The organism is Paenibacillus faecis (assembly GCF_008084145.1).
GTDB classification, from domain to species: domain Bacteria; phylum Bacillota; class Bacilli; order Paenibacillales; family Paenibacillaceae; genus Fontibacillus; species Fontibacillus faecis.
In genome coordinates this window covers 118,414-138,666 of record NZ_VSDO01000006.1, presented here as the reverse complement: position 1 = coordinate 138,666, position 20,253 = coordinate 118,414, and the positions used below count along the sequence as shown (strand labels likewise).

Genomic DNA, 20,253 nt, shown 5'->3' with positions numbered 1-20,253 from the left:
AAACGCGGATAAAGAAATGAAATCTATTTTATCATGAAATCGGTTGCCGCTCAATCCAGGCCAGACCTTCTCTGTGGCGGACACGCATTACAAAGGAGGTATTGAGTTCGGCTGTGCAATAGGTCAGATCCTCCAAAGGGAACTCCGGTCTCCCCGGGTCCAAAAATTTTTGGGCCGCCTCCGACTCCCGTATTCTGCGGACCGTGGCTTCCAAGTCAGGGCCTCCCGACGAATTTAGGATGCCTTGAATGTATTGGGCGCATGCCAGATCGTCATCTCCGCTCGGATGGGAGGCGATCAACTGAACTACGGGAGCTTGCGGCGAATGTTGCTGCAGCACTCTTTTTAGAAAATTGGCCGTACTTCTGGCATTGGACAAACCGGTAACCAGCACGTATTCCGAATTCAGCGCATTCAAGGCCGCTTTTACGCCGTTCGTTGTTTTTTGGATAAGCCGTCTTCCATTTAGCGGGGTCCGGTCGATTCGCGCCGGAGAATTGTCCAGATCAAACCCGTTGATCGGAAGCCCTTGAATTTCCCCGGCGAGCAAACAATCGGGATGATGTTTGCGGAAGGATAACGCTTGTTCCACCGATTCCGCCAGGTAGATCGACCTCACGCCGCTCAAAAAAGCAAAATGCGCCACCGTAAAGGCACGGATCGTATCAATGACCACATTCGCGAAAGTAGGCCCGGGATCCGGATCATGACCCTGAACTATGTTGATTTGCATGGACATCTCCTCTGCCGATATATTGCTTCCCATCCCAGTATATGGGCCCGAGCTTCGGGAAGTGCCCCATATTGTCTTTCGAACCAAAGGGAACCTTTTTCGAAAACGCAAATAATGAAGCTCAAAGCGGGATAGTCTAACATTTAGTACATTTCCGTTCAGAGGAGATCAAACCTATGGCTAAAACGAAATCCCGTAAGCTGAATATTACCTTTGAGAGCGATATCGATCTGGAGCGCGAGTCGGAATCGTCCGAAAAAACGGAGAAAAAGAAAACAAACGGCGGCGGCAAAGGCCGTATTTGGGAATTTATCGCCATTGCCACCATCCCGATTGTCCTAGTCTTCGGCAACTCGATGCTGGTTCCGGTTCTGCCCCAAATGCAAAGAGAGCTTGGCATCAACAAATTCCAGAGCAGTTTGATTATCTCCATCTTTTCGCTGGCCGCCGGTATTTTTATCCCCGTGATCGGTTACCTGTCGGACCGGTTCGGACGGAAAGTGATCATCATTCCGGCGCTGATTGTATACGGCGGAGCCGGGCTGCTTGCGGGGTTCGGCGCGATCTGGGACTCCTATACGGTGATCATTATCGCCCGGGCCATTCAGGGAATGGCCGCCGCCGGAACGGCGCCGATTGCCATGGCGCTGGTAGGCGATATGTACAAAGGGGGAACGGAAAGCCAAGCGCTTGGCTTAATTGAAGCCTCCAACGGCGTGGGAAAGGTGCTCAGCCCGATTATCGGCTCCTTGCTCGTGCTGATCGTTTGGTATGCCTCCTTCTTTGCCTTTCCGGTGTTTTGCGCCCTCTCGCTGCTGGCCGTTCTTTTTATGATCAAGGAGCCGAAGCATGAGAAGAAGCAGGATCTGAAAAGCTATATCGGCAAACTCGGGGAAATTTTCAAGGAAAAAGGCCGCTGGCTCATCACCTCCTTCTTCGCCGGGTCGCTGGGGCTTTTTATCCTATTCGGCGTCCTGTTTTATTTGTCGAATACGCTCGAAGATCCGCCCTATAAAATCGATGGCGTCATGAAAGGCCTCATCCTGGCCATCCCGCTGCTGGGCATGGTCATCACTTCCTACACGACAGGCAGCTTGATCAAGAAAAAGGGAACCTTGATTCGCTGGCTCATAAATATCGGTCTGGTGATGATGAGCGTTTCGCTAGCCGCCACGATCTTTTTCTTTACCAACATTTATGTATTTATCGGGCTGCTCACGTTAAGCAGTATCGGGACAGGGCTCCTTCTTCCCTGTTTAAATACGATGATTACGGGCGCCGTGCAAAAAAGCGAACGCGGCATGATCACCTCGCTTTACAATAGTCTGCGCTTTTTGGGCGTGGCATTCGGCCCGCCTTTGTTCGGCTGGATGATGGATCAATCGGATCGGCTCGTGTTTATCTCCGTTTCGGCCTTGTCCTTCATCACGTTGGGGCTGGTGTTCTTCTTAATCAGACCTCCCGCCAAATTGGCGGAGTGACGCTTTCGCCAGCTCTCGGCTTTGGGCACCTGTCAGGGACTCTACGCATAAGATATCAATGTCACCTGATGACATGAAAAGTCTAAAGAATTGAGGAGAGTTCAGATGAAAAATTCCTTGCGTGGAGTTTGGCCCTCCGAACTGTGCGATCCGAGCGGATTTCGCCTAGATGCCGCGGCGGAACCGGATCCAGAAAGCAGGGCCGCAGGGACGGGACGCGGACAGACGATGGTCATCGATAAGGGGCTCGGCAGGCACTCGTTTACGGACATGATCGAAACGGCCTCTTCCTACATCAGCTGCATTAAACTCGGCTTCGGCACGGCCCCTCTGTACAGCACCGAACTGCTGCTATATAAAATCGACCTGGCCAAACGGCACGGCATTGTCGTCATGCCGGGAGGAACGCTTTTGGAGACGGCCGTACAGCAGGATGTGGTGCCCGCTTTTTTCAATACCGTCTGTAATTTGGGCTTTAACGGGATTGAGGTATCCGACGGCACGATCGATCTTCCGCGGCAGAAGCGCACCGAACTGATCAAGGAAGGGAAACAGCGGGGATTGATCGTGTTCACGGAATACGGCAAAAAATTGTCGGGATCTCTGATCGATGCCGCCTCGCTCGCCGAAACCATGGAAACGGACCTGGACGCCGGTGCCGAACTGTTAACGGTGGAGGCGCGCGAATCCGGTACAGGGGTGGGCGTTTTCGACGAAAAGGGCGAATGTCGGACGAATCTGCTGGACGATGTGCTGAAATTCGTGCCGGATCTGAACCGCCTGATGTGGGAAGCGCCTCTGAAGCATCAGCAGGTTCTGTTTTTGCGTAAATTCGGTCCCGGCGTGCACTTGGGCAATATTCCTCCAACCGAAGTGCTTTCGCTGGAGACGATGCGGCGGGGACTTCGCCAGGATACGTTTGAATTCGGTTTGAAGAAGAAGGAACTCAAGGAATACGTATATGTGATTTAACGGGAACAAGAAAGACTATGGTGATCCCTTTCGGGAAGATCATAGTCTTTTTTTGTCGTGATGCCATATTTGCATTATGCAATTAAATGCGATATAACTAGAGGTCTAGAGGAGATGAAAGTATGGAGAATACGCGTGAACTGTTACAAACGATGACCCGCCACTTTGGATCGTTGAACAAAAATTGCTGCAAGGCCGGCGGCACCGAGGTTTCTTTGGTTCAAAGCCATATCCTGTACGAAGTAAACCGCCGGCACAAGCCGTCCATGCAGGAGATCGCAGATGCGCTGGATACGGATATCACCACCTTCAGCAGACAGGTTCAATCGCTAGTCAAAATGAATTTGTTGAAGAAAAATCCGGATGTGACGGACCGCCGGGTTTACAATCTGTCTTTGACCGCGGAAGGGAACTCCGTCGCAGCCTCCATCGATGCTCAGATGGCCCGGACGTTCGAGGAAATCTTCTCGCACCTGACCGAGTTTGAAAAGGAAACGATCCTGCGCTCCATCCGCCTGCTGAATGAAGCTATGGGAAAATCCAGCTTATGCTGCAGTCCGTAGAGGACTGCTATTTCACCCTAAATTTGCAAATTACAAATTTATTTACGGAGGTTTCGTCAACTCCATGCGGTTAACTTAAATCACTTGCAATCTCGTTTGATTTTTTGTATCTTAGTTTTATGACTATTGAACTAACGAAATCGGATGACACTCTGGTCAAAATTTTTAAGGCTTTGGCTGATCCCACCCGGATTGAAATTATCCGGACATTGTACAACAAGGATAAGGAGATGGCCTGCGGGGAGGTAGGCGAAATTTGCGCCATCTCGAAATCGAACGCATCTTACCATTTTCGTACACTTCGGGAAGCCGGACTGATTACCGTAAGAAAAGACGCGCAAACCCGCTATACGAAAATCAACAAAGCCGCATTTGCCGCTTTCCTTCCAGGGTTCCTTGAGTCCTTGTGACGCAAGGACATTCTTTTTGTCTATTAGTTCAATAGTTGTTGTACTACATAACTACAGACTGCATCGTTGCTGCAAAGGAGATGGCTTCATGAACCCTATTATCGTTCTTTATTTCTTGCTCATGTTTCTTATCGGTACGGATACCTTTCTCATCTCTCCGTTACTCCCGGTTTTGCGGGAAACGTACGGCGTTTCGGTAGCGAGTTCCGGATGGATGGTTGGTGCTTACGCGCTCGGATACGCTTTATTCGCCCTGGTAATCGGGCCGCTATCGGATGGATGGAACCGAAAAAAAGTGATGTTATACGGGATGATCGGCTTCGGGATATCGACTTTTTTATGCGGAATAGCCCCTAGCTTTGCCGTGATGCTGCTGTTCCGCGCTCTTTCCGGCATTTCGGCGGCTATCGTTACCCCGCAAATATGGGCTTCCATCCCTTCGCTTGTTCGTCCTAACCAAATTTTGCGAGCTATGGGGATCGTCACGGGTGGGCTCGCCGTTTCTCAAACTCTAGGGGTCCCGTTGGGGACTTTTATGGCGGATCGCACCTGGTCGCTGCCTTTCTTTCTCTTGGGCGTTTTTGCTTTATTGCTCGCGATACCGATTCGTTTCGTGGTGCCCGATCTCCCGCCGGAACAGACGCCTCGGCGATCGCCCGGCCTCTCTATTCTTCAAAATTACAGGAGTGTCTTTACGGCTAGAAACGGGAAAATTTCGTTCATCGCCTACTTTGCTTTTCAGCTTGGCAACTTTGCGGCTTTCAGCTTTCTCGGAAGTTGGCTGGCCGACGCGTATTCGTTGGGCGTAGCGGGAACGGGGCAAGTTATGATGTTTTTGGGACTCGGCAATCTAATCGGCAGTTTCTTGGGCAGCCGGACCGTCAACCGGTTCGGGAAAAACAAGGTGTTGGTGGTTGCTTTAGGCGCGGCGGGCCTGTTATATCTCGGCATCTCCAATACCTCCTCTCCGTCTTTTGTGAAAGCCGGGTTGTTTGCCATTTTCCTTCTCATGGGCACCCTCTTTCCAGTGATGATAACCGAACTCCAATCGCTCGCACATCAAGCCCGAGGCACGATCGCCGCTTTAAGCAATGCCGCCATGTACGGAGCAACGACCGCTGGCGCATACATCGCGGGCCTTCTTTACGGAAGAACGAGACAATTTATGGCCGTGGCCGCCTTTACTATGGCTTGCTTTATCCTTTCGCTCGGTTTATGGCTAAAGGCCGGAAAACGGGACGTTTCAGTTCAGCATCATGCTACGCAAGGGCATTCTTCCTGACAAAAGAATCGACAGGACCGGACACTCGATTTTGGAAAATGATGCGTCCGATTCACCATTTACATTTCCCCTGCAATATATATAGGGAGATCATTCCGCGGCGATAAGCGACGCATTAATCATCTTCGTAAAGGAGATTATGACCATGCCTGTTAAAAACGGTAGGCAGTATATCGAACGGATAGACCGGCAGCGCATCAACCTTTGGTATCAGGGTGAACGAGTATCCGGCCCCCTGTCCGAACATCCCGCCTTTCGCGGGCTAATCCGCACGCAGGCCGACTTGTATGACCTGCAATGCGACGGGGAATATATCGAACGGATGACCTATCTTTCCCCGCTAACCGGCGAACGCGTCGGTCTCTCCTATCTGCCGCCGGTCAACGCGGACGATCTGGTTCGCAGAAGGCAGGTGACGGAGATTTGGTCGGGGCGGCATCACGGGTTTCTCGGCCGTTCCCCCGACTATATGAACACGGCATTAATGGCCTTTTATACGGCCGCTTCCGTTCTCGAGCAAAGCTCGCCGGATTTTGCCCGGAATTTAAGAGATTATTACGCTTACTGCCGGGAAAACGATATTACGCTGTCGCATGCCTTTGTACAGCCCCTAGCATCCAAATGGTCCGAACCCGCGGACACCGAGGGATCCATTGCGGCTAAAGTCATCGAAACGAACGATAAAGGAATTGTCGTTAGCGGTGCCTTCATCATGGCCACCCAGGGCCCCACCTGTGAAGAAATCCTGGTTTTCCCTTCCCCTTCCTTTTCGCTGTCGGAGGACGGGAATCCCAGCGCTTTTGCCTTTGCGGTCCCGAACGATTTGGAAGGGATCACGTTCATTTGCCGCGAGAGCTATGCCCGCGACTCCGCCTTTGACCACCCGCTTAGCAGCAGATTCGAGGAAATGGACACGTTCGTTGTGTTGGACCGGGTGCTCGTCTCGCATGATCGGGTGTTTTTTTACGGGGATGAAAGGTTGTTCAACCGTTTATTTCAGGAGGGAAATTTCCATGCTTACGCGGGACATCAAATCCTCTCCAGATATATCGCCAAAACCGAGTTTTTGTTGGGTTTGATACTCTCCCTGGCCGAAGAGCAAAACGCGGCAGCGGAGTTGTCGACAACGAGCCGGATCGCCAGAGTAATGACGATGCTCGAGAACCTTCGCGCTTTGAGGCTGGCCTCCGAAACAACGGGTGATACGACCCCTAACGGTTACTATGTTCCCGGGAATCCCCCTTTAATCGCGGCTAATCTTCAGTTTCCCGAATATTATGAAGAAATGATCCATACGATACAACAGCTTAGCGCCAGCAATCTGATCATGAACCCCTTAGAAGCCGACTTGTCATCCGCTCCGAAGCAATATTTGGAGGTTTATTTGAAGGGGGTATCGTCATCGGCCAAAGAGCGGATCTCCCTATTCAGGTTGGCCTGGGAACTGGGGGCGGGTCCCTTCGGCGGCAGACAAAGCCAGTTCGAGCGCTTTTTCTTCGGCAACGCCAAGACGACCGCCAACCGTATGTATCAAAGCTGCGAAAGACAGGAGGACTATAAAGCGCTGGTCCATCAGTTGATCGGAAGAGACTTATAACAAGAAAGCGGCTCTACGTGAGCCGCTTTCTTGCCGCTTTTATCTAATCCTTCTCACTAAGCTTCCGTAAACTATCCCAAATGCAAACAGTGTTACCCCTCCGCCAAACAGCCAGTACTTCTCGCTTAAACTCCCGTTGGCCAATGAAAATAAATAGAAGTTGCCCAACTCGGGCCCCGAGAATAAATTTAGCATATAATATCCTAGCGGCAGCATATAACCCACAACCATATTGTCGAATAATGAATACGCCGCAAACCCTAGGGAACCAACGTTGACCTGCCCATTTCATTGAGAATAATACACTGTGATGCGATTTCAAGCCTCATTCACAGCATCTGCACGATGAGGAATAAATTGAGTCCGACGACCAGCGCGGAAATCATCCAACCCAGTATCGTAGTGATGCGCCGGTTGACGAGCCCGCCCATGATGTCGCGGTTGGCGGTAAACAGGATAAGCGGAATAAGAGCGAAGGCGATGCCGAAGGACAGAACCACTTGGCTCATCACCAGAGCGTCCGTCGGGTTCACACCCGAAACAATGATCGCGAGCGGCGGTACCATTGTGATCGCGCGCCGGAGATATAAATTAATCCGTTTGTTGATGAATCCCTGCATGACCACGTCACCGGCCATCGTTCCCACCGAAGAGCTCGACAGACCGGCGATAAGCAGACCCAGACCGAACGAGATAGCGGTGACCGGCCCGGACAATTGTCCAAATTGCCGGAAAGCCACGTCCAGATCCTCGACCACCATTCCATTCTTGAAGAACAGCCCGGCGGAAACGACAACCATCGCCATATTGACGGCACCGGCAATAATCATGGCCAGGATGATATCAATGAATTCCAGCTTGAAAATCTTCTTCTTCTCCGCCTCGTTTCTGCCGACAATGCGATTTTGCGTCAGGGAAGAATGCAGATAAATCGCGTGCGGCATGACGGTAGCGCCAAGGATGCCCGCAGCGAGCAGGACGCTGTCGATTCCGTCAAACCGGGGGGTGACAATGCCGGTGGCAACCGCGGCGAAATCCGGCTTGGCGACGATCACCTGGAAGGCAAAAGCCAATACGACGATCAGCACCATTGCGGCGATTCCGGCCTCAAGCGAGCGATATCCCCTCCGCTGCAGCTCCAGGATGGCAAAGGAGCCGATGGCGGTGATAATGGCGGCCGGCAGCATCGGAATGCCGAATAGCAAGTACAAGCCGAGAGCCGCCCCGATAAACTCGGCCAAATCGGTCGCAATGATGACCAGTTCGCTTTGAATCCACAAGAAGATAGATACGCTTTTCGGAAAGCGGTCGTGTGCAACCTCCGGTAAATTTTTGCCGGTGGCGATGCCCAGCTTCGCCGATAATGTTTGAATCAGAACCGCCATGAGATTCGAGGCCGCGATGACCCATAGAAGTAAATATCCGTATTTGGAGCCTGCGGTAATATTGGTGGCGAAATTGCCGGGATCGAGATAGGCGACCGCTGCAATGAAGGCCGGACCCAAAAACGGCAGCAGTCGCTTTATCCCCTTCGCTTCACCGTTTAAAGCGGCTTTTGCCGCTGCGGGCAAGGCCGTTCCTTTATGATCCATTTTCGTTTGTTCATGTACGACACCTTGTTCCATCATGTCGATCCCTCCTTATGCAAAGGTCAAAGTTGTCTTCAACCAGTAAAGTTTCCTTAATGCAACTTTATATCATAAGTATATTCCTCCTATTGAAAAATGTAAACATTATTTTTGAAAATGCCGTGAAACCGGCAAACGCATCCAGGCAGAATTCTCCATATAAAAAATCCCCTGGACTAGACATCCATCCAAAGATGCATGTCTAGTCCAGGGGACACCTTCATTCCTTGTATTTAAGACAAAAGCATTAGGGCCGCCTCTGATTTTAATCAATAATCACGGTCTTATACGGATATTCCAGCTCTTGCTTCCGGTATTCGAGCGGGGACATCCCGAAGTAATCGCGGAACACTTTTCCGAAATAGCTTTGGGTTTCAAAACCGCATTCCGCCGCGATTCGGTGGACCGCCTGATCCGTAACCCGGAGGGCGGCCGCCGCCTGCTCAATCCGTCTGCGTCTGACGAATTCCATGGGTGAATAGCCGAGGTTTTTTTGAAATAAGCGGCATAGATAATGCTTGGACACGCCCGCATGATTCGCAATATCTTCCAGAGTTAATGATTCGGAAAAATGCCGTTTGATAAAGTCCTCGGCGGCCAAAAAAGCGGGCTTGACCCGTTCCGGCTCTCGTTCCAATTCGGATTCGTTGGCTTGCATAGCTACGATCCACTCGTACACCTTGGTCGATATCCGATAATGGTTGCGCAAGTTCCCGACGGCGATTTCCCGGTACAGGCTCCAAAACAAGCGCAGCGGAGACGATTCCGGCTGAAGTTTGAACGAGGCCCCCGCCTCTCCGCATAACCGGTCCGCAAACCTGTGGGCATCCTCCCCCTTTACGTTCATCCATATGAACTCCCAAGGTTCCTTTGCCGAGGCCTCATAGAAATAACGGGCTTCACTGGGCACTTTAACCAAAAAGCCCGTTCCGGCAGGCAATTGCTGCTCTTTCCCATTCAAGACGACCCTACCTTCCCCGGAAAGTGTAAATTGAAAAATGAAATGCCCCCGGTCCGCACGACGGAAAACGTCAAAGTCGTATTTATCCGTCGCTTTGCGATCCCACCCGATCGAAGATAAGGTGGCGAATGGAAACGGCTTTTCGTCCGCCGTCCGGAAATAGAAGGATGAAGGCGATAGCATCATGCGTCACCTGCCTTATAGTTGAGGTCAATTTTACGATAATTCCGTTCAATATATTAAGATTGTTCATCCCTTTGTCGCCTGCTAGGATAGATAGCAGCGGAACGAGATAAAATCTCCTGAAGGAGGAACACTATGAATCCCAAAGTACGGCTCATCGACGAACAGGTATTATCCGACAATTGGTATGTGCTGAAGAAAATCACCTTTGAAACCCAAAATCAAGACGGAAGCTGGACCACACAGTCCCGGGAGGCTTATGACCGCGGGAATGGGGCCGCCATCCTCCTGTATAACCGGGCGAAAGGAACGGTAATCCTGACCCGCCAGTTCCGGATGCCGACCTACGTCAACGGAAATGAAACCGGAATGCTGATTGAAGTCTGCGCCGGCCTGCTGGATGAGGAAAGTCCCGAAACGGCGATCATCCGGGAAACCGAAGAAGAAACCGGGTATCGGGTTTCCCAAGTGCATAAAGTTTTCGAGGCTTACATGTCGCCCGGTTCCGTTACCGAAATTTTGCATCTTTATATTGCCGAGTACTCCGACGATATGCGTGCCGGCGACGGCGGCGGACTGGCTCACGAGCAAGAAAATATCGAAGTGCTTGAATTACCCTTCGGCGAAGCGCTGGACATGGTGGCGTCCGGAGACATACGGGATGCCAAGACGATCATGCTTCTGCAATATGCCGAAGCGAAGGGGTTGATTCAGCCGAAGTTTTCGGAACCGGAATTCCCCAAGCCTTCATTGCATATTTTGATCGCGGGCCCTTACCGCTCAGGGACGAATGACGACCCCGCGCTCATTCAGCGCAACGTCCGTTTAATGCAGGCGTTCGCCTCCAAAATTTATGAAATGGGGCATTTGCCCGTCCTCGGCGAGTGGTACGCGCTGCCGCTCATAGAAACGGCGGGATCGGCCCGCATCGGTGACGAAGTGTTTAATCGAATATTTCATCCCTCGGCGGTTCGCCTGCTCGATCATATTGATGCCGTTTTGCGGGTCGGCGGTCCGTCGCTAGGTGCCGATGAAATGGTCAACACGGCCAGACGCAAAGGGAAGGCCGTCTATTACGAGCTGAAAGATATCCCTCCGGCTCGTTAAAACGGCCTTTGTTGAGTCTAACCCATCCGCTAACCATGAAGATTTCCCCGGGAAGCATGGTCCATTGCATTTGCCGGCGATCATTCGGGAGAACGAAGTCGGTTCACCACCGGCTTCGTCCTCCATCCCTCTCCTATTCGGCGACTTCCCTGAAAGAATCCGGCTTGCGGGATAACTGCTTCTCGGTTTCTTTGCGTTCGTTTCGCAGATAGATCACGATTCCAAAAATAATGAACCCGCCGCCGGCAAGCTGGAAGATCGAGACCTTCTCATCAAAGAGCAGGTATCCGAATACGACAGCCGCAAAGGTTTCGGATAGCATCCCGACCGAGACGGTCGTAGCTTTCAGCCATTTCAGTAGCCAATTGACGACCGACTGTCCCAGCAAAGTCGGGATGATGGCGGTTCCGATAAATCTCAACCAATCCGCAGCCGGGTATCCGGTCAAGGCATAACCTTTACTCAGGACATATAGGGCGCTGAAGCCCGTACAGAACGCATATAACGCCAGCGTATAAGTCATGGAAGAAAGGGATTGTCGGCTGTGCTGACCGATAAAGTAATAGACCGTTCCCATGAAGGCGCTGGTCAGAGCCAATAGGTCCCCCCAGAAAGCCATCCCGCCGATTGCCGATCGTTCATGAAGGATCCCTCCTCCTGGTCTTCTTAGTATGGGAAGTCGTCCCAACAAATTGGCGTAGTCTTGTTGTTTAGCCAATCCTCACGGAGGATGGCGTAGCCAATGGAATCATAAATGGCGCCGTCCTCGGACGGCCACGACTGGCGGTGAACCGCTTCTTTCACAAAACCGGCCTTATGAAAAACCTTGCGCATGGCCAAATTGTCGACCCGTGTATGTCCTTCCAGCCGGAGTTTGTCCTCGTAAGTGGTGAAGACGAATTCCACCAGTTTACGCAAAGCCTGCAGGCCGATTCCGCGGCCCCTGTGGCTCTCGGCAATGCGGAGGTCGAACATGGGCGTGGGATCCCCGAGATCAAAGACCCGGACCAAACCGACTCGTTGTTCCTGCTCATCCATCGCCCAAAACGTCTTTTTCTCTTCATCGGAGTGATACCGGCCTCGCGCGATCTGCTCCCGCACGGTCGCTTCCGCCATCGTGGCCGCCCCGTGAAACGGCCAGGTTTTCCCCGCTAGAAAAGAAACCAGCTCCTCCGCCTCGGTTTCCACAAAAAACTCACGTAGATAAACGCTCATACTACTCCCCCAATTCCATAACTGCGGTTATCTTAACTAGCTTAGCAAATCGCAACTCCCGTCGTATAGTATCCTTTCGGATACTTTTGGTTCCGTCTTATTTAAGCTTCTTCTCTCGAAGCTACCGCCGCCCGTATCTCTCGTGCTCCTCCAAACTTGAACAGCAGGATCCCGCTTCCGATGACCAGCACGCCCACGAGCTGCTTCATCGTAAAAGGGACGACTTCCAGACCCAGAAATCCGAAAGAATCCCATAACAAGGCGAAAAAAAGTTGGGAGCACATCACGATCGAGATGGTATAAGTGGGACCGAGCCATTTCATGCCGTTGACCATACATACCACGACACCGACTCCAACAATGCCGCTGAACCAGAACCAGGGCTCCATATGCTCCAGATGGAACAGCCTTTTTCCCTCAATCGCCAGTCCGATCAGGAAAGAGGCCAGGAATCCGAGTCCCAACACCAAAGTGGTGGTCGGCCAAGTACCCGCCCGTTCATTGACCCTGCTGTTAAATATATTTTGCAGACCGACCAAAGAGCCGGCCAGAAGCGCTAGCAACAATCCAATCAACATAAAGAAGCCTCCCTTATTGATATTCGTAGATATTCCGGATCGCCATTTTGCCCAAGCCATCCAGGTTTTTCACCAAGAGCCCGCCCTTTTTCCGCTCAAGGAGCCCGTTGGAGCAAAATTGCAAAATAATGCGATTCAAATGCCGGTAGCTGACCCCGATCAAATTAGCCACATCTTTTAGTTCCGCCGTGCTGAGCAGTCCGGAAACAGGATTATGTGACTCGTCGGAAAAAGCGGCGACCAGGTAGCTGGCCAAACGCACATCTACGGGATACATCATGTTAAGGCTGATGGAGTTGGATTTGAGGTAAAATTTCCTCGTGATCACTTTCAGCAAAAACTGCAGCAAAGGCGCATGCTCCTGACCGTACCTCCTAAGGATCCGGTAAGGCACGGCGATCATATGAACTCCGGTCACCGCCTCCACCGTGTTCAATATATCCGTCTCTTGAACGTATTCAATATCCCCGACGAGCTCAAGCGCGGTTTTAAAAGAGATCACCAACGTTTTCCCTTCGGCATTGGTCGTAAACACTTTAAGCTTGCCCTTGACGAGAATATATAAAATTTCCGGACTTTCGCCCTGGGAACAGATCAGATCCCCGCGGTTATATTCGTACAAAGCGCAGTAAGGTCTGATTTTTTCGTACAAAACAGGTTCCAGTCCGTATTCCCGAAGATAAGTTTCCAATAGGATCGGATCTTTGATTTCTTTCATGGCTCACCACTCCCGGCGTTCTGCTTAAAATTTCAATATGATAATGCCGATCACCATCAAGGCGATCCCGATAAACTGCGGGAGACGCATTTTCTGCTTAATCACGCCGAACCAGCCGTTAATATCGACTAAAAAAGTCAAGCTAAGCTGGGCGATCAAAACAGCCGCGACGGTCAGCGTAACCCCCACATGGTGGATCGCCGTCATGTTGCTCGAGATGATGATCGCGGCCAAAGCGCCGCTGGTTAAATAAATGGGCTTGACCTCTTTGAATCCCCGCCATCTCTTCTCCTTCACAAACAGAAGAATCAACAACGCCGCCGCAAAGCCGGTAAATTGCGTGATCGTCGCCGCCTGCCAGGTGCCGATCCCTTCGCTGATCCGGGAATTGGCCACCCCCTGCAAGGTTATGAAGAACCCGGCCATAAAAGCAAACAACAGTCCTTTCATCTTCATTTCTCTCCCCAATCCTTATTGATATTCCCTATTAAAAGGGATCTTTAAGTATTTGGGAAGGACATATGTCCTCAAATGCAAGGACCGTTTTCAGCTCTGTTTCACCTTGCGGATGAGCTCGAAGGTAAAGCCGGTGCATCGCGGACATCCCCTATGTTTGAGCTGTTCGATCGTGGCTGCCTCCCCTCGCTGCCCAACCCTCACCTGTGTCTTGCAGCGCTTGCATTGATAAATGCGCAGGGTTCGGTTCACTTCCCCGGTATACATCTCCTCCTGGAAGCTGCCCGTTATTTCCGGCGCACTCTGATCGGTTGTGCGCAGCACGAACATCTGGCTTCGGTTGGCGATCGACCCGGCCCCTTCATAGATATTGAAATGGGGATAGTTCGCACAGACGGTCAGCCCCATGTTTACAAACGCCCGCTGCATCGACAAGGTAAAGCCGGGTGGTTTATGGGCGAAGGACAAAAAGATCGACAGCCCGCTTTCTTGACGAAGGGCGCTAAGTCCCCGGGAAAGAAACAATGACATTCCCTGCAGGGTATAGGGCGGATCCGTAAATATACTATGATACTCGCCCAGCATATCGTCAGGCAGAGGTTCGCGCAAATCCCACAGTCTGCAGCGTATGGGTAAATGATAAGCAGCCGCCAACTCCTCGATATAGCTTAAAAATCTTGAATCGATATCCACGACCTCGATTTCGGTGGCCCGGTGGTCGGAATCCGGAAAAAGCCGTTTCAACAAAAAACCGGCCGAAACGCTGACCAAATCGTCATCGCCAACACAGAGAATTTTTTTACCGATAAGAGCTTGCTCCCGGAGAGACAGGACCGCTCTCTTCAAACTGGTTTCCGGCGTACATTTGGCCTGGTCCAGTTGGACGTTTGCCTGTGGCCTTAATGCATAGCCATGCTCTAGCTCGGTAAGCAGGCTTTGAACCTCTTTTTTCCATTCTGAAGAATCTTCGGCAATAAGTTGATGGTAAAGGGCTTTATCGATCCCGCTATATCCCCATTGCCTATCAACCCAGGCTTCTCCCTCCGGGGTGCAGCGGACACCGCGATCCTGCGTCAAAGCGCCGGCCCGGATAAATTCTCTTTTGACTGCCGCCGTTAAAGGGACGGGCAAGCCGCATTTTACCGCTAAGGCTTTAGTCGATATCCCCGGGGTTAAGTAGCATTCCACCAGAACCCTCTCCAACGCGGCCGTCCCTTCCTGAAGCTGAATTTGCTCATATACATGTTCAATTAAGTTTTTCATCCCATCGCTCCCTTTTTCTATATCCTCCTTCAACTTCCGGTTTTATTTGGCGTACAATTTGTTTCATTCCGATCACTCCCGGTTCAAAATATAAAAAAGAGCGGTCCATGAACACACGTTCACTCCCGCTCTTTTTTGCGCTGCCCCAATAGCCCCTAAACAAAAAATCCGCGCTGAACTCAGCACGGATATGTGTTAGGCATATCAAGACGACTCCAAATTCGGAGGGTATCCGCTGTTCTTAACTAAATCCATAAGCCGTCATTGCCCGCATGAAAACAAACCCTTCTGATCAGTCGTCAGAAAGACGGGACAAATGAAGCTTATTTATGGAATTATCTTAGTTAAGAACGACTCCGGACATAAAAACTTCTCCTTATTGGAAGATAGTTACATGATAATATAGCCGATCTGCCCTGTCAACCACAAGGCATGAAGGCCTTCAAACGGATCACGACGGCACAACCACCACCTCGGGCTCCGGCACAAATCCGTAATGCTTGCTAAAGGCATCCTGCACTTTATGAATCAGATACAGGATTTCTTCCGCTTTGGCGCCTCCCCTATTCTGAATCACATTGCCGTGAACGGGAGAGATCATGGCGTTCCCGTACTGCAATCCCTTGAGTTGGAGACGGTCCGCCAGCCTGCCGATCGGTTCGCCGATATCATAATTGTTTTTGAACACGGAACCGCAGGAAGGGTAGTCAAAATGATGTTTTCCCGTGCGGTCTTCAATGACTCCCCGCATCTTGCTTAGCGTCCGCCCTAGCCGGGCCTCCAGACGATCCAGCGCACCAGCGTAAAAATCATAAAATTCCGGCAGGCTGGAAATGGCCGTCTTTTCCCGATCCATATGGACCAAAAAGGGCTCTAAAGCATCCGGGTTGGCCGGGCAGCGCTTAAACTTTAAATGCGCTCCGGTAATGAACCAATTCTTCTGCTGAAAAATCGAACGTTTGTAACTGAATTCACATTGCTCCGCGGCAATCGATTGAATCCCTTGGCGCAGGTCATCCAAATCCACATAGTAAACGGTATCCAAAAAATCGCTGATATGGTGTTCGAAATACTTCGCGTTCATGTAGATTCCGCCCCCCAATGTCCCCGGTAGCAGATAGCAGAAATCGAAATCTTCGGTTCCGATTTCGGCGCCGACAAGCGCCAGCAAGGACATCGGCGTCCCCGCCGAGACGTATATGCGCTCTCCGCTCATCGAAAGTTCACGGTGGGATCTCGTCGAGATAAATAAAGTTTCCTGGCTCGGTCTATCGGGAAACAACAAGTTGGACCCCATCCCGAAGAAAACGGGGTTCAAACCATGGGATTGCGCCGCCTCCAAAACGGCGCGGATGTCGTCGTCGGTCTGCGGCAGAGCCAAAAATGCGGCGGTTCCTCCGATTTCATACGTGGAATATCGGGATAAAGGCTGGTCCTTGAGAAGAGAGGCCAGGTCCAGGGTAGACATGTATGTAAGCTCCTTCCTCATGCTCATGCTGTCGGTGTCAAACAAAAAGCACACATCATATACGTTTATGTATATTATGTGTGCTCTTATAGAAAGATGCAACAAACGGGGGGTACCTATTTTCCAGCCTCAGGAGAGCGACTTCAGCAATCTGCCGTGCAGCGAAAAGATCTGCCCGCGGTGATGAGCTTCATGTTCAATCAAATGGTAGACCACCCACTCGGGGGTGACATCATACGGTTCCAAGACTCGGGGGCGCCGCCAGTCTTCCAGACTCATTTCCCGAAACACCGCCAAAAAAGCGTTACGCACGCGGTCGAGCCTTTCAAAATGCCTTTCGATGCTTTCGCCTTCCACATGAGACAAATCGTCGTTGTCTTCCCGGCAGTCGACCGGAAACAAAGCTTTGATGTCGGGATTCCAAGGGGAACAAAGCACTTCTTCATAAAGCCAATCCGCTTCGATGAGAGCGATATGATACAGGAGGGAACCGATCGAAGCAGCCCCTTCCAGCCGGGTATCCAGGACCGCCTGGCTTGCTTCCGCCAGCCTCGTCTTTATCGTTCTTCTTACATCCTCCATTCCCCACAACCAACGGCCGATTTCCGGCTCGATGACCGGAACGGGGGTAATCACCAATGACTTGCGCTCTTGATTCAATATAGGAATTCCTCCTGATTTCTTTGAATTTGGTTTAATCGGCTTTCCAGGTTGCCAGCATCCCTCTGGCCATTTCCATATCCTGCTCCTTCCCCGTCGTTAGCGCAAATTTCGCGACCAATGCGGGGTACGCCGCCCACTGCTCGGCGATATGTTCAGACATGCGAGGCCAAGTCCGGCCCCCGGAGCGTTCATAACGCTCCAGTAAATCCTCAAGTCCTTCGCGCCCGAACAGCGCATAATAAATGGTGAAATCCTTTCCCGGATCGGCTACTTCCGCTTCGGTCCAGTCAATCAGGCCGGTGACTCGCTGTTTGTCATCGACCAAAATATGAGGCGGATGCAAGTCACCATGGATCAGGACCGAGAAGTCCGGCCAATAATGATCCGTGGCCAACCAACGATTCCATCGGGTACTCAGGGATTCGGGAATAGTAAAGTGTTCGGAGATTTCCCGGATGTGATCGGCATAGCCTTGTCTCGCTTCCTGCGGGGACTTTACCCGTAAACCGGCTGCTGCCGCGGCGTCCCGATCCGTCCCGTGAAGGTCGGCAAGCGCAGCGGCAAGGGAATCGAAAAATGCATCCTCCAGCCGATCCTGTTCAAAAGCCCAGGAATACCCACCGGCGGCGGCATCAACGACCGCGACGGGGAATCCCGGAAGCAGCGGATAGGCGATCAACTCCGGATCGAAAATCCGCCAGTCGGGGACTGCCACAGACAGCTGGTTATGAAGCAGGCCTAACACGTTTCGTTCGTTTACCGCCCTCTCCCAGACATCCTTCCTTCTGGGCTTGCGAAGCACCCAAGTTTGGTTATCATTCGCGTCTTTGACAAAACCGACCAGGAAGTCCATTCCCGTTTCATTGAGCTCCAGACTCTTCGGGTCCAGATTTAATCCAAACCGCCGAGCATCCGAAATCAATTGATTCTCCACAAGCTTATTGCCGTGCTCATTTCCGTTACCATTCAAGTTTGATTGTGTCATAACTCCGCCACTCCTCATCTTCAAAATAAAAAACACAGGCAGTCGTCTGCCTGTGCGGATATCGAAAAAGGAATGGCTTCGCAAAACCAAGTTGGTTAAGGGCAAACAGACACACTCGATCACATGCACCTTAACAACACAAGTTGATGAAGACACCCGCGGATAGACATACCTCTCCCGATTTCCTGCGCACAGGCAGAACGAAAACAGCTCCACAACAAAATCATGGCCGTCTCAATCGGGAATAATCTATCACACGAAAGCCTCCTTTATATCAAGTGGCGTAATCATATCACACCTTAGAGCCCGAAGCAATCCAAATTTATCCTTTCGCCGTATTCATGTTTGCTTTGGATTTGGAAATCGCCCGAAAGCTCCCCAAGCCGACTATAATGGCGAAAAGAACGCTAAGTGCGCCGATCCACGTTACCGATGCCAGAGAAATATACTTGATCGCCAAACCGCCGATTCCGGCTCCGGCAGCCATAGCCAGTTGCATCATCGACTGGTTTAAGCCGAGGAGGACCCCGGAGGATTCCGGCTCCATCGTCGCCATATGATATTGCTGGGTCGGACCGGTTGACCAGGCCGAAAAAGACCAAAGAATCAGTAAGAGGAATATACCGGTTATGGTCCCGGCTACCACCGACAAAAGGACCAACATCAGAATATGCAGCAGCATCCCGCCGGTCAAAGTGACCTTAACGCCCCAACGGTCCGTGCTGTATCCTCCGAATTTGGATCCCGCCAGGCTGGCCAGGCCGAAAGCAAGCAGCAAAGGACTTAGCAGCTTTTCCCCCATTCCCGAAACCTCGAGCAAATAAGGAGAGAGATAGGTATAAGCGATGGAGTACCCGCCCAGCCATAAAAAGGTGATCGACAGTCCCAGCGCGACATGTCGTTTCTTCAAGAGAGATAACTGCTGCATCAGGGGGACCGGTTTATCCCCCTCAATCGGTTTCAAGGTTCGAAAGAGTACGATCATGGCGAGGACGCCCATCACGGCAATCCCGCCGAAAACAGCCTTCCACCCCCACATGCCGGTAACAATCCGGCCCAAAGGCACTCCGACGATAAGCGAAGCCGTAAAGCCCATGATGACGGTAGCGATAGCGCTCCCCTGCTTTCCGGCCGGCGCTATTTTGGCCGCGATATTGAGAGCGGTGACGACCACGGTCCCAGCTCCTAGCGCCATGATTACACGGGCCAGCACAAACAAACCATAGCCTGGAAGCAAAAAAGCCAGAGCGTTCGCCGCAACGAACAAACCTAATCCGTAGAGAATTAACTTCTTGCGGTCCATTCGAGAGGTTAAACCCATGACGATGGGGGTCCCCAGCCCATAGACCAGCGAAAAAATCGTGATAAGCTGGCCGGTCGCCGCAATAGTAATTCCCAGATCCTCGGCGATTTTATCCAGTATCCCGGAAATGACATATTCCGAAGTCCCGACCAAGAAACTAACGATAGCGAGCACATAAATTTTCCAAGTATTTTGCAAGATGTTCACTCCTATTCCGCTACTTTGCTCGTAATTCATCTATATTAAAACAATTCGCGATATATCGATATGTTGAATATTAAACAGTCATATCGCGAATTGTCGAATTATCTGACGAAACGAATCCCGAGCCCTTACTCTCAGCTCAGGATCCGTGATTTTAGATTTCCTGCTTTAAATATTCCGCAATTTCCGCGATCGCAGCCTCGTCCCTCCGATAATAAGTGAACTTGCCGATCCTTTGTGTCTTGATCAGCCCGGCTCGCTGCAAAATCGTCAGATACTGGGATGCCGTGGATTGCGTCATATTCAATTTGTCGGTGATTTGAGATACGCAAACACCAATTTTGTTCATGTCAATGCCTTCATGAGGTGTAAAGTGAAGATCGGGTTGTTTCAGCCAGTGCAGAATTTGCAGTCTCGACTCATTCGACAACGCTTTAAATACTTCAATTGGTTTCATGATTATCATTATATCGATGATTTGCG

Annotated in this window: 21 protein-coding genes; 7 read left to right on the top strand and 14 right to left on the bottom strand. The window is 51.2% G+C overall.

Annotation, left to right across the window (positions count from 1 at the left end; translation table 11 throughout):
* Positions 1–31: 31 nt before the first annotated feature.
* The gene (locus FRY98_RS25805; protein ID WP_148457594.1) at positions 32–733 is read right to left on the bottom strand and encodes a 2-phosphosulfolactate phosphatase; all 702 of its coding nucleotides are present in this window, start codon (positions 731–733) and stop codon (positions 32–34) included.
* Between the two features lie 176 nt (positions 734–909).
* On the opposite strand from FRY98_RS25805, the gene FRY98_RS25800 reads away from it, so the two are divergent.
* From FRY98_RS25800 to FRY98_RS25775, 6 genes are all read left to right on the top strand, one after another.
* The gene (locus tag FRY98_RS25800; RefSeq protein WP_148457593.1) at positions 910–2,214 is read left to right on the top strand and encodes an MFS transporter; all 1,305 of its coding nucleotides are present in this window, start codon (positions 910–912) and stop codon (positions 2,212–2,214) included.
* Positions 2,215–2,319: 105 nt separating this feature from the next.
* Entirely contained in the window at positions 2,320–3,186 is an 867-nt protein-coding gene (gene comA / locus FRY98_RS25795; protein ID WP_148457592.1) for a phosphosulfolactate synthase, read from the top strand.
* A 122-nt stretch (positions 3,187–3,308) separates the two neighbouring features.
* Positions 3,309–3,749 carry a MarR family winged helix-turn-helix transcriptional regulator gene (locus tag FRY98_RS25790; protein WP_148457591.1) on the top strand — a complete coding sequence of 147 codons (441 nt, stop codon included), beginning with the start codon at positions 3,309–3,311 and terminating at the stop codon, positions 3,747–3,749.
* A gap of 119 nt (positions 3,750–3,868) precedes the next feature.
* Positions 3,869–4,159 (top strand): ArsR/SmtB family transcription factor, encoded by a 291-nt coding sequence (locus FRY98_RS25785; protein WP_148457590.1) that lies wholly within the window; start codon positions 3,869–3,871, stop codon positions 4,157–4,159.
* Positions 4,160–4,247: 88 nt separating this feature from the next.
* On the top strand, positions 4,248–5,441 hold the full coding sequence (locus tag FRY98_RS25780) for an MFS transporter (protein WP_148457589.1): 1,194 nt from the start codon (positions 4,248–4,250) through the stop codon (positions 5,439–5,441).
* Between the two features lie 145 nt (positions 5,442–5,586).
* Positions 5,587–7,038 (top strand): 4-hydroxyphenylacetate 3-hydroxylase family protein, encoded by a 1,452-nt coding sequence (locus tag FRY98_RS25775; protein ID WP_148457588.1) that lies wholly within the window; start codon positions 5,587–5,589, stop codon positions 7,036–7,038.
* 329 nt (positions 7,039–7,367) lie between these two features.
* On the opposite strand, the gene FRY98_RS25770 is transcribed toward FRY98_RS25775, so the two are convergent.
* On the bottom strand, positions 7,368–8,630 hold the full coding sequence (locus FRY98_RS25770; RefSeq protein WP_148457970.1) for an Nramp family divalent metal transporter: 1,263 nt from the start codon (positions 8,628–8,630) through the stop codon (positions 7,368–7,370).
* A gap of 301 nt (positions 8,631–8,931) precedes the next feature.
* Entirely contained in the window at positions 8,932–9,813 is an 882-nt protein-coding gene (locus FRY98_RS25765; RefSeq protein WP_148457587.1) for an AraC family transcriptional regulator, read from the bottom strand.
* Positions 9,814–9,945: 132 nt separating this feature from the next.
* Between FRY98_RS25765 and nudK the strand changes: the two genes are divergently transcribed.
* Entirely contained in the window at positions 9,946–10,917 is a 972-nt protein-coding gene (gene nudK, locus FRY98_RS25760; RefSeq protein WP_148457586.1) for a GDP-mannose pyrophosphatase NudK, read from the top strand.
* A gap of 133 nt (positions 10,918–11,050) precedes the next feature.
* On the opposite strand, the gene FRY98_RS25755 is transcribed toward nudK, so the two are convergent.
* From FRY98_RS25755 to FRY98_RS25705, 11 genes are all read right to left on the bottom strand, one after another.
* Positions 11,051–11,515 (bottom strand): DMT family transporter, encoded by a 465-nt coding sequence (locus FRY98_RS25755; protein WP_170287193.1) that lies wholly within the window; start codon positions 11,513–11,515, stop codon positions 11,051–11,053.
* A 68-nt stretch (positions 11,516–11,583) separates the two neighbouring features.
* Entirely contained in the window at positions 11,584–12,132 is a 549-nt protein-coding gene (locus FRY98_RS25750; RefSeq protein ID WP_148457584.1) for a GNAT family N-acetyltransferase, read from the bottom strand.
* Positions 12,133–12,233: 101 nt separating this feature from the next.
* A complete protein-coding gene (locus FRY98_RS25745; protein WP_148457583.1) occupies positions 12,234–12,710 on the bottom strand; it encodes a DMT family transporter in 477 nt (158 codons plus the stop codon).
* 13 nt (positions 12,711–12,723) lie between these two features.
* Complete coding sequence (locus tag FRY98_RS25740) at positions 12,724–13,428, bottom strand: Crp/Fnr family transcriptional regulator (protein WP_148457582.1); 705 nt, start codon at positions 13,426–13,428, stop codon at positions 12,724–12,726.
* Between the two features lie 24 nt (positions 13,429–13,452).
* On the bottom strand, positions 13,453–13,878 hold the full coding sequence (locus FRY98_RS25735; protein WP_148457581.1) for a DMT family transporter: 426 nt from the start codon (positions 13,876–13,878) through the stop codon (positions 13,453–13,455).
* Positions 13,879–13,974: 96 nt separating this feature from the next.
* Entirely contained in the window at positions 13,975–15,147 is a 1,173-nt protein-coding gene (locus FRY98_RS25730; protein WP_148457580.1) for a bis-aminopropyl spermidine synthase family protein, read from the bottom strand.
* Between the two features lie 451 nt (positions 15,148–15,598).
* Positions 15,599–16,615, bottom strand: coding sequence for a UDP-N-acetylmuramate dehydrogenase (locus tag FRY98_RS25725; RefSeq protein WP_148457579.1), 1,017 nt, complete (start codon positions 16,613–16,615; stop codon positions 15,599–15,601).
* A 129-nt stretch (positions 16,616–16,744) separates the two neighbouring features.
* Entirely contained in the window at positions 16,745–17,275 is a 531-nt protein-coding gene (locus FRY98_RS25720) for a DinB family protein (RefSeq protein WP_246565385.1), read from the bottom strand.
* A 34-nt stretch (positions 17,276–17,309) separates the two neighbouring features.
* Positions 17,310–18,263 carry a macrolide 2'-phosphotransferase gene (locus FRY98_RS25715; RefSeq protein ID WP_148457578.1) on the bottom strand — a complete coding sequence of 318 codons (954 nt, stop codon included), beginning with the start codon at positions 18,261–18,263 and terminating at the stop codon, positions 17,310–17,312.
* A gap of 322 nt (positions 18,264–18,585) precedes the next feature.
* A complete protein-coding gene (locus FRY98_RS25710; RefSeq protein ID WP_148457577.1) occupies positions 18,586–19,764 on the bottom strand; it encodes an MFS transporter in 1,179 nt (392 codons plus the stop codon).
* 160 nt (positions 19,765–19,924) lie between these two features.
* Entirely contained in the window at positions 19,925–20,227 is a 303-nt protein-coding gene (locus FRY98_RS25705; protein WP_148457576.1) for an ArsR/SmtB family transcription factor, read from the bottom strand.
* Between the last annotated feature and the right edge of the window lie 26 nt (positions 20,228–20,253).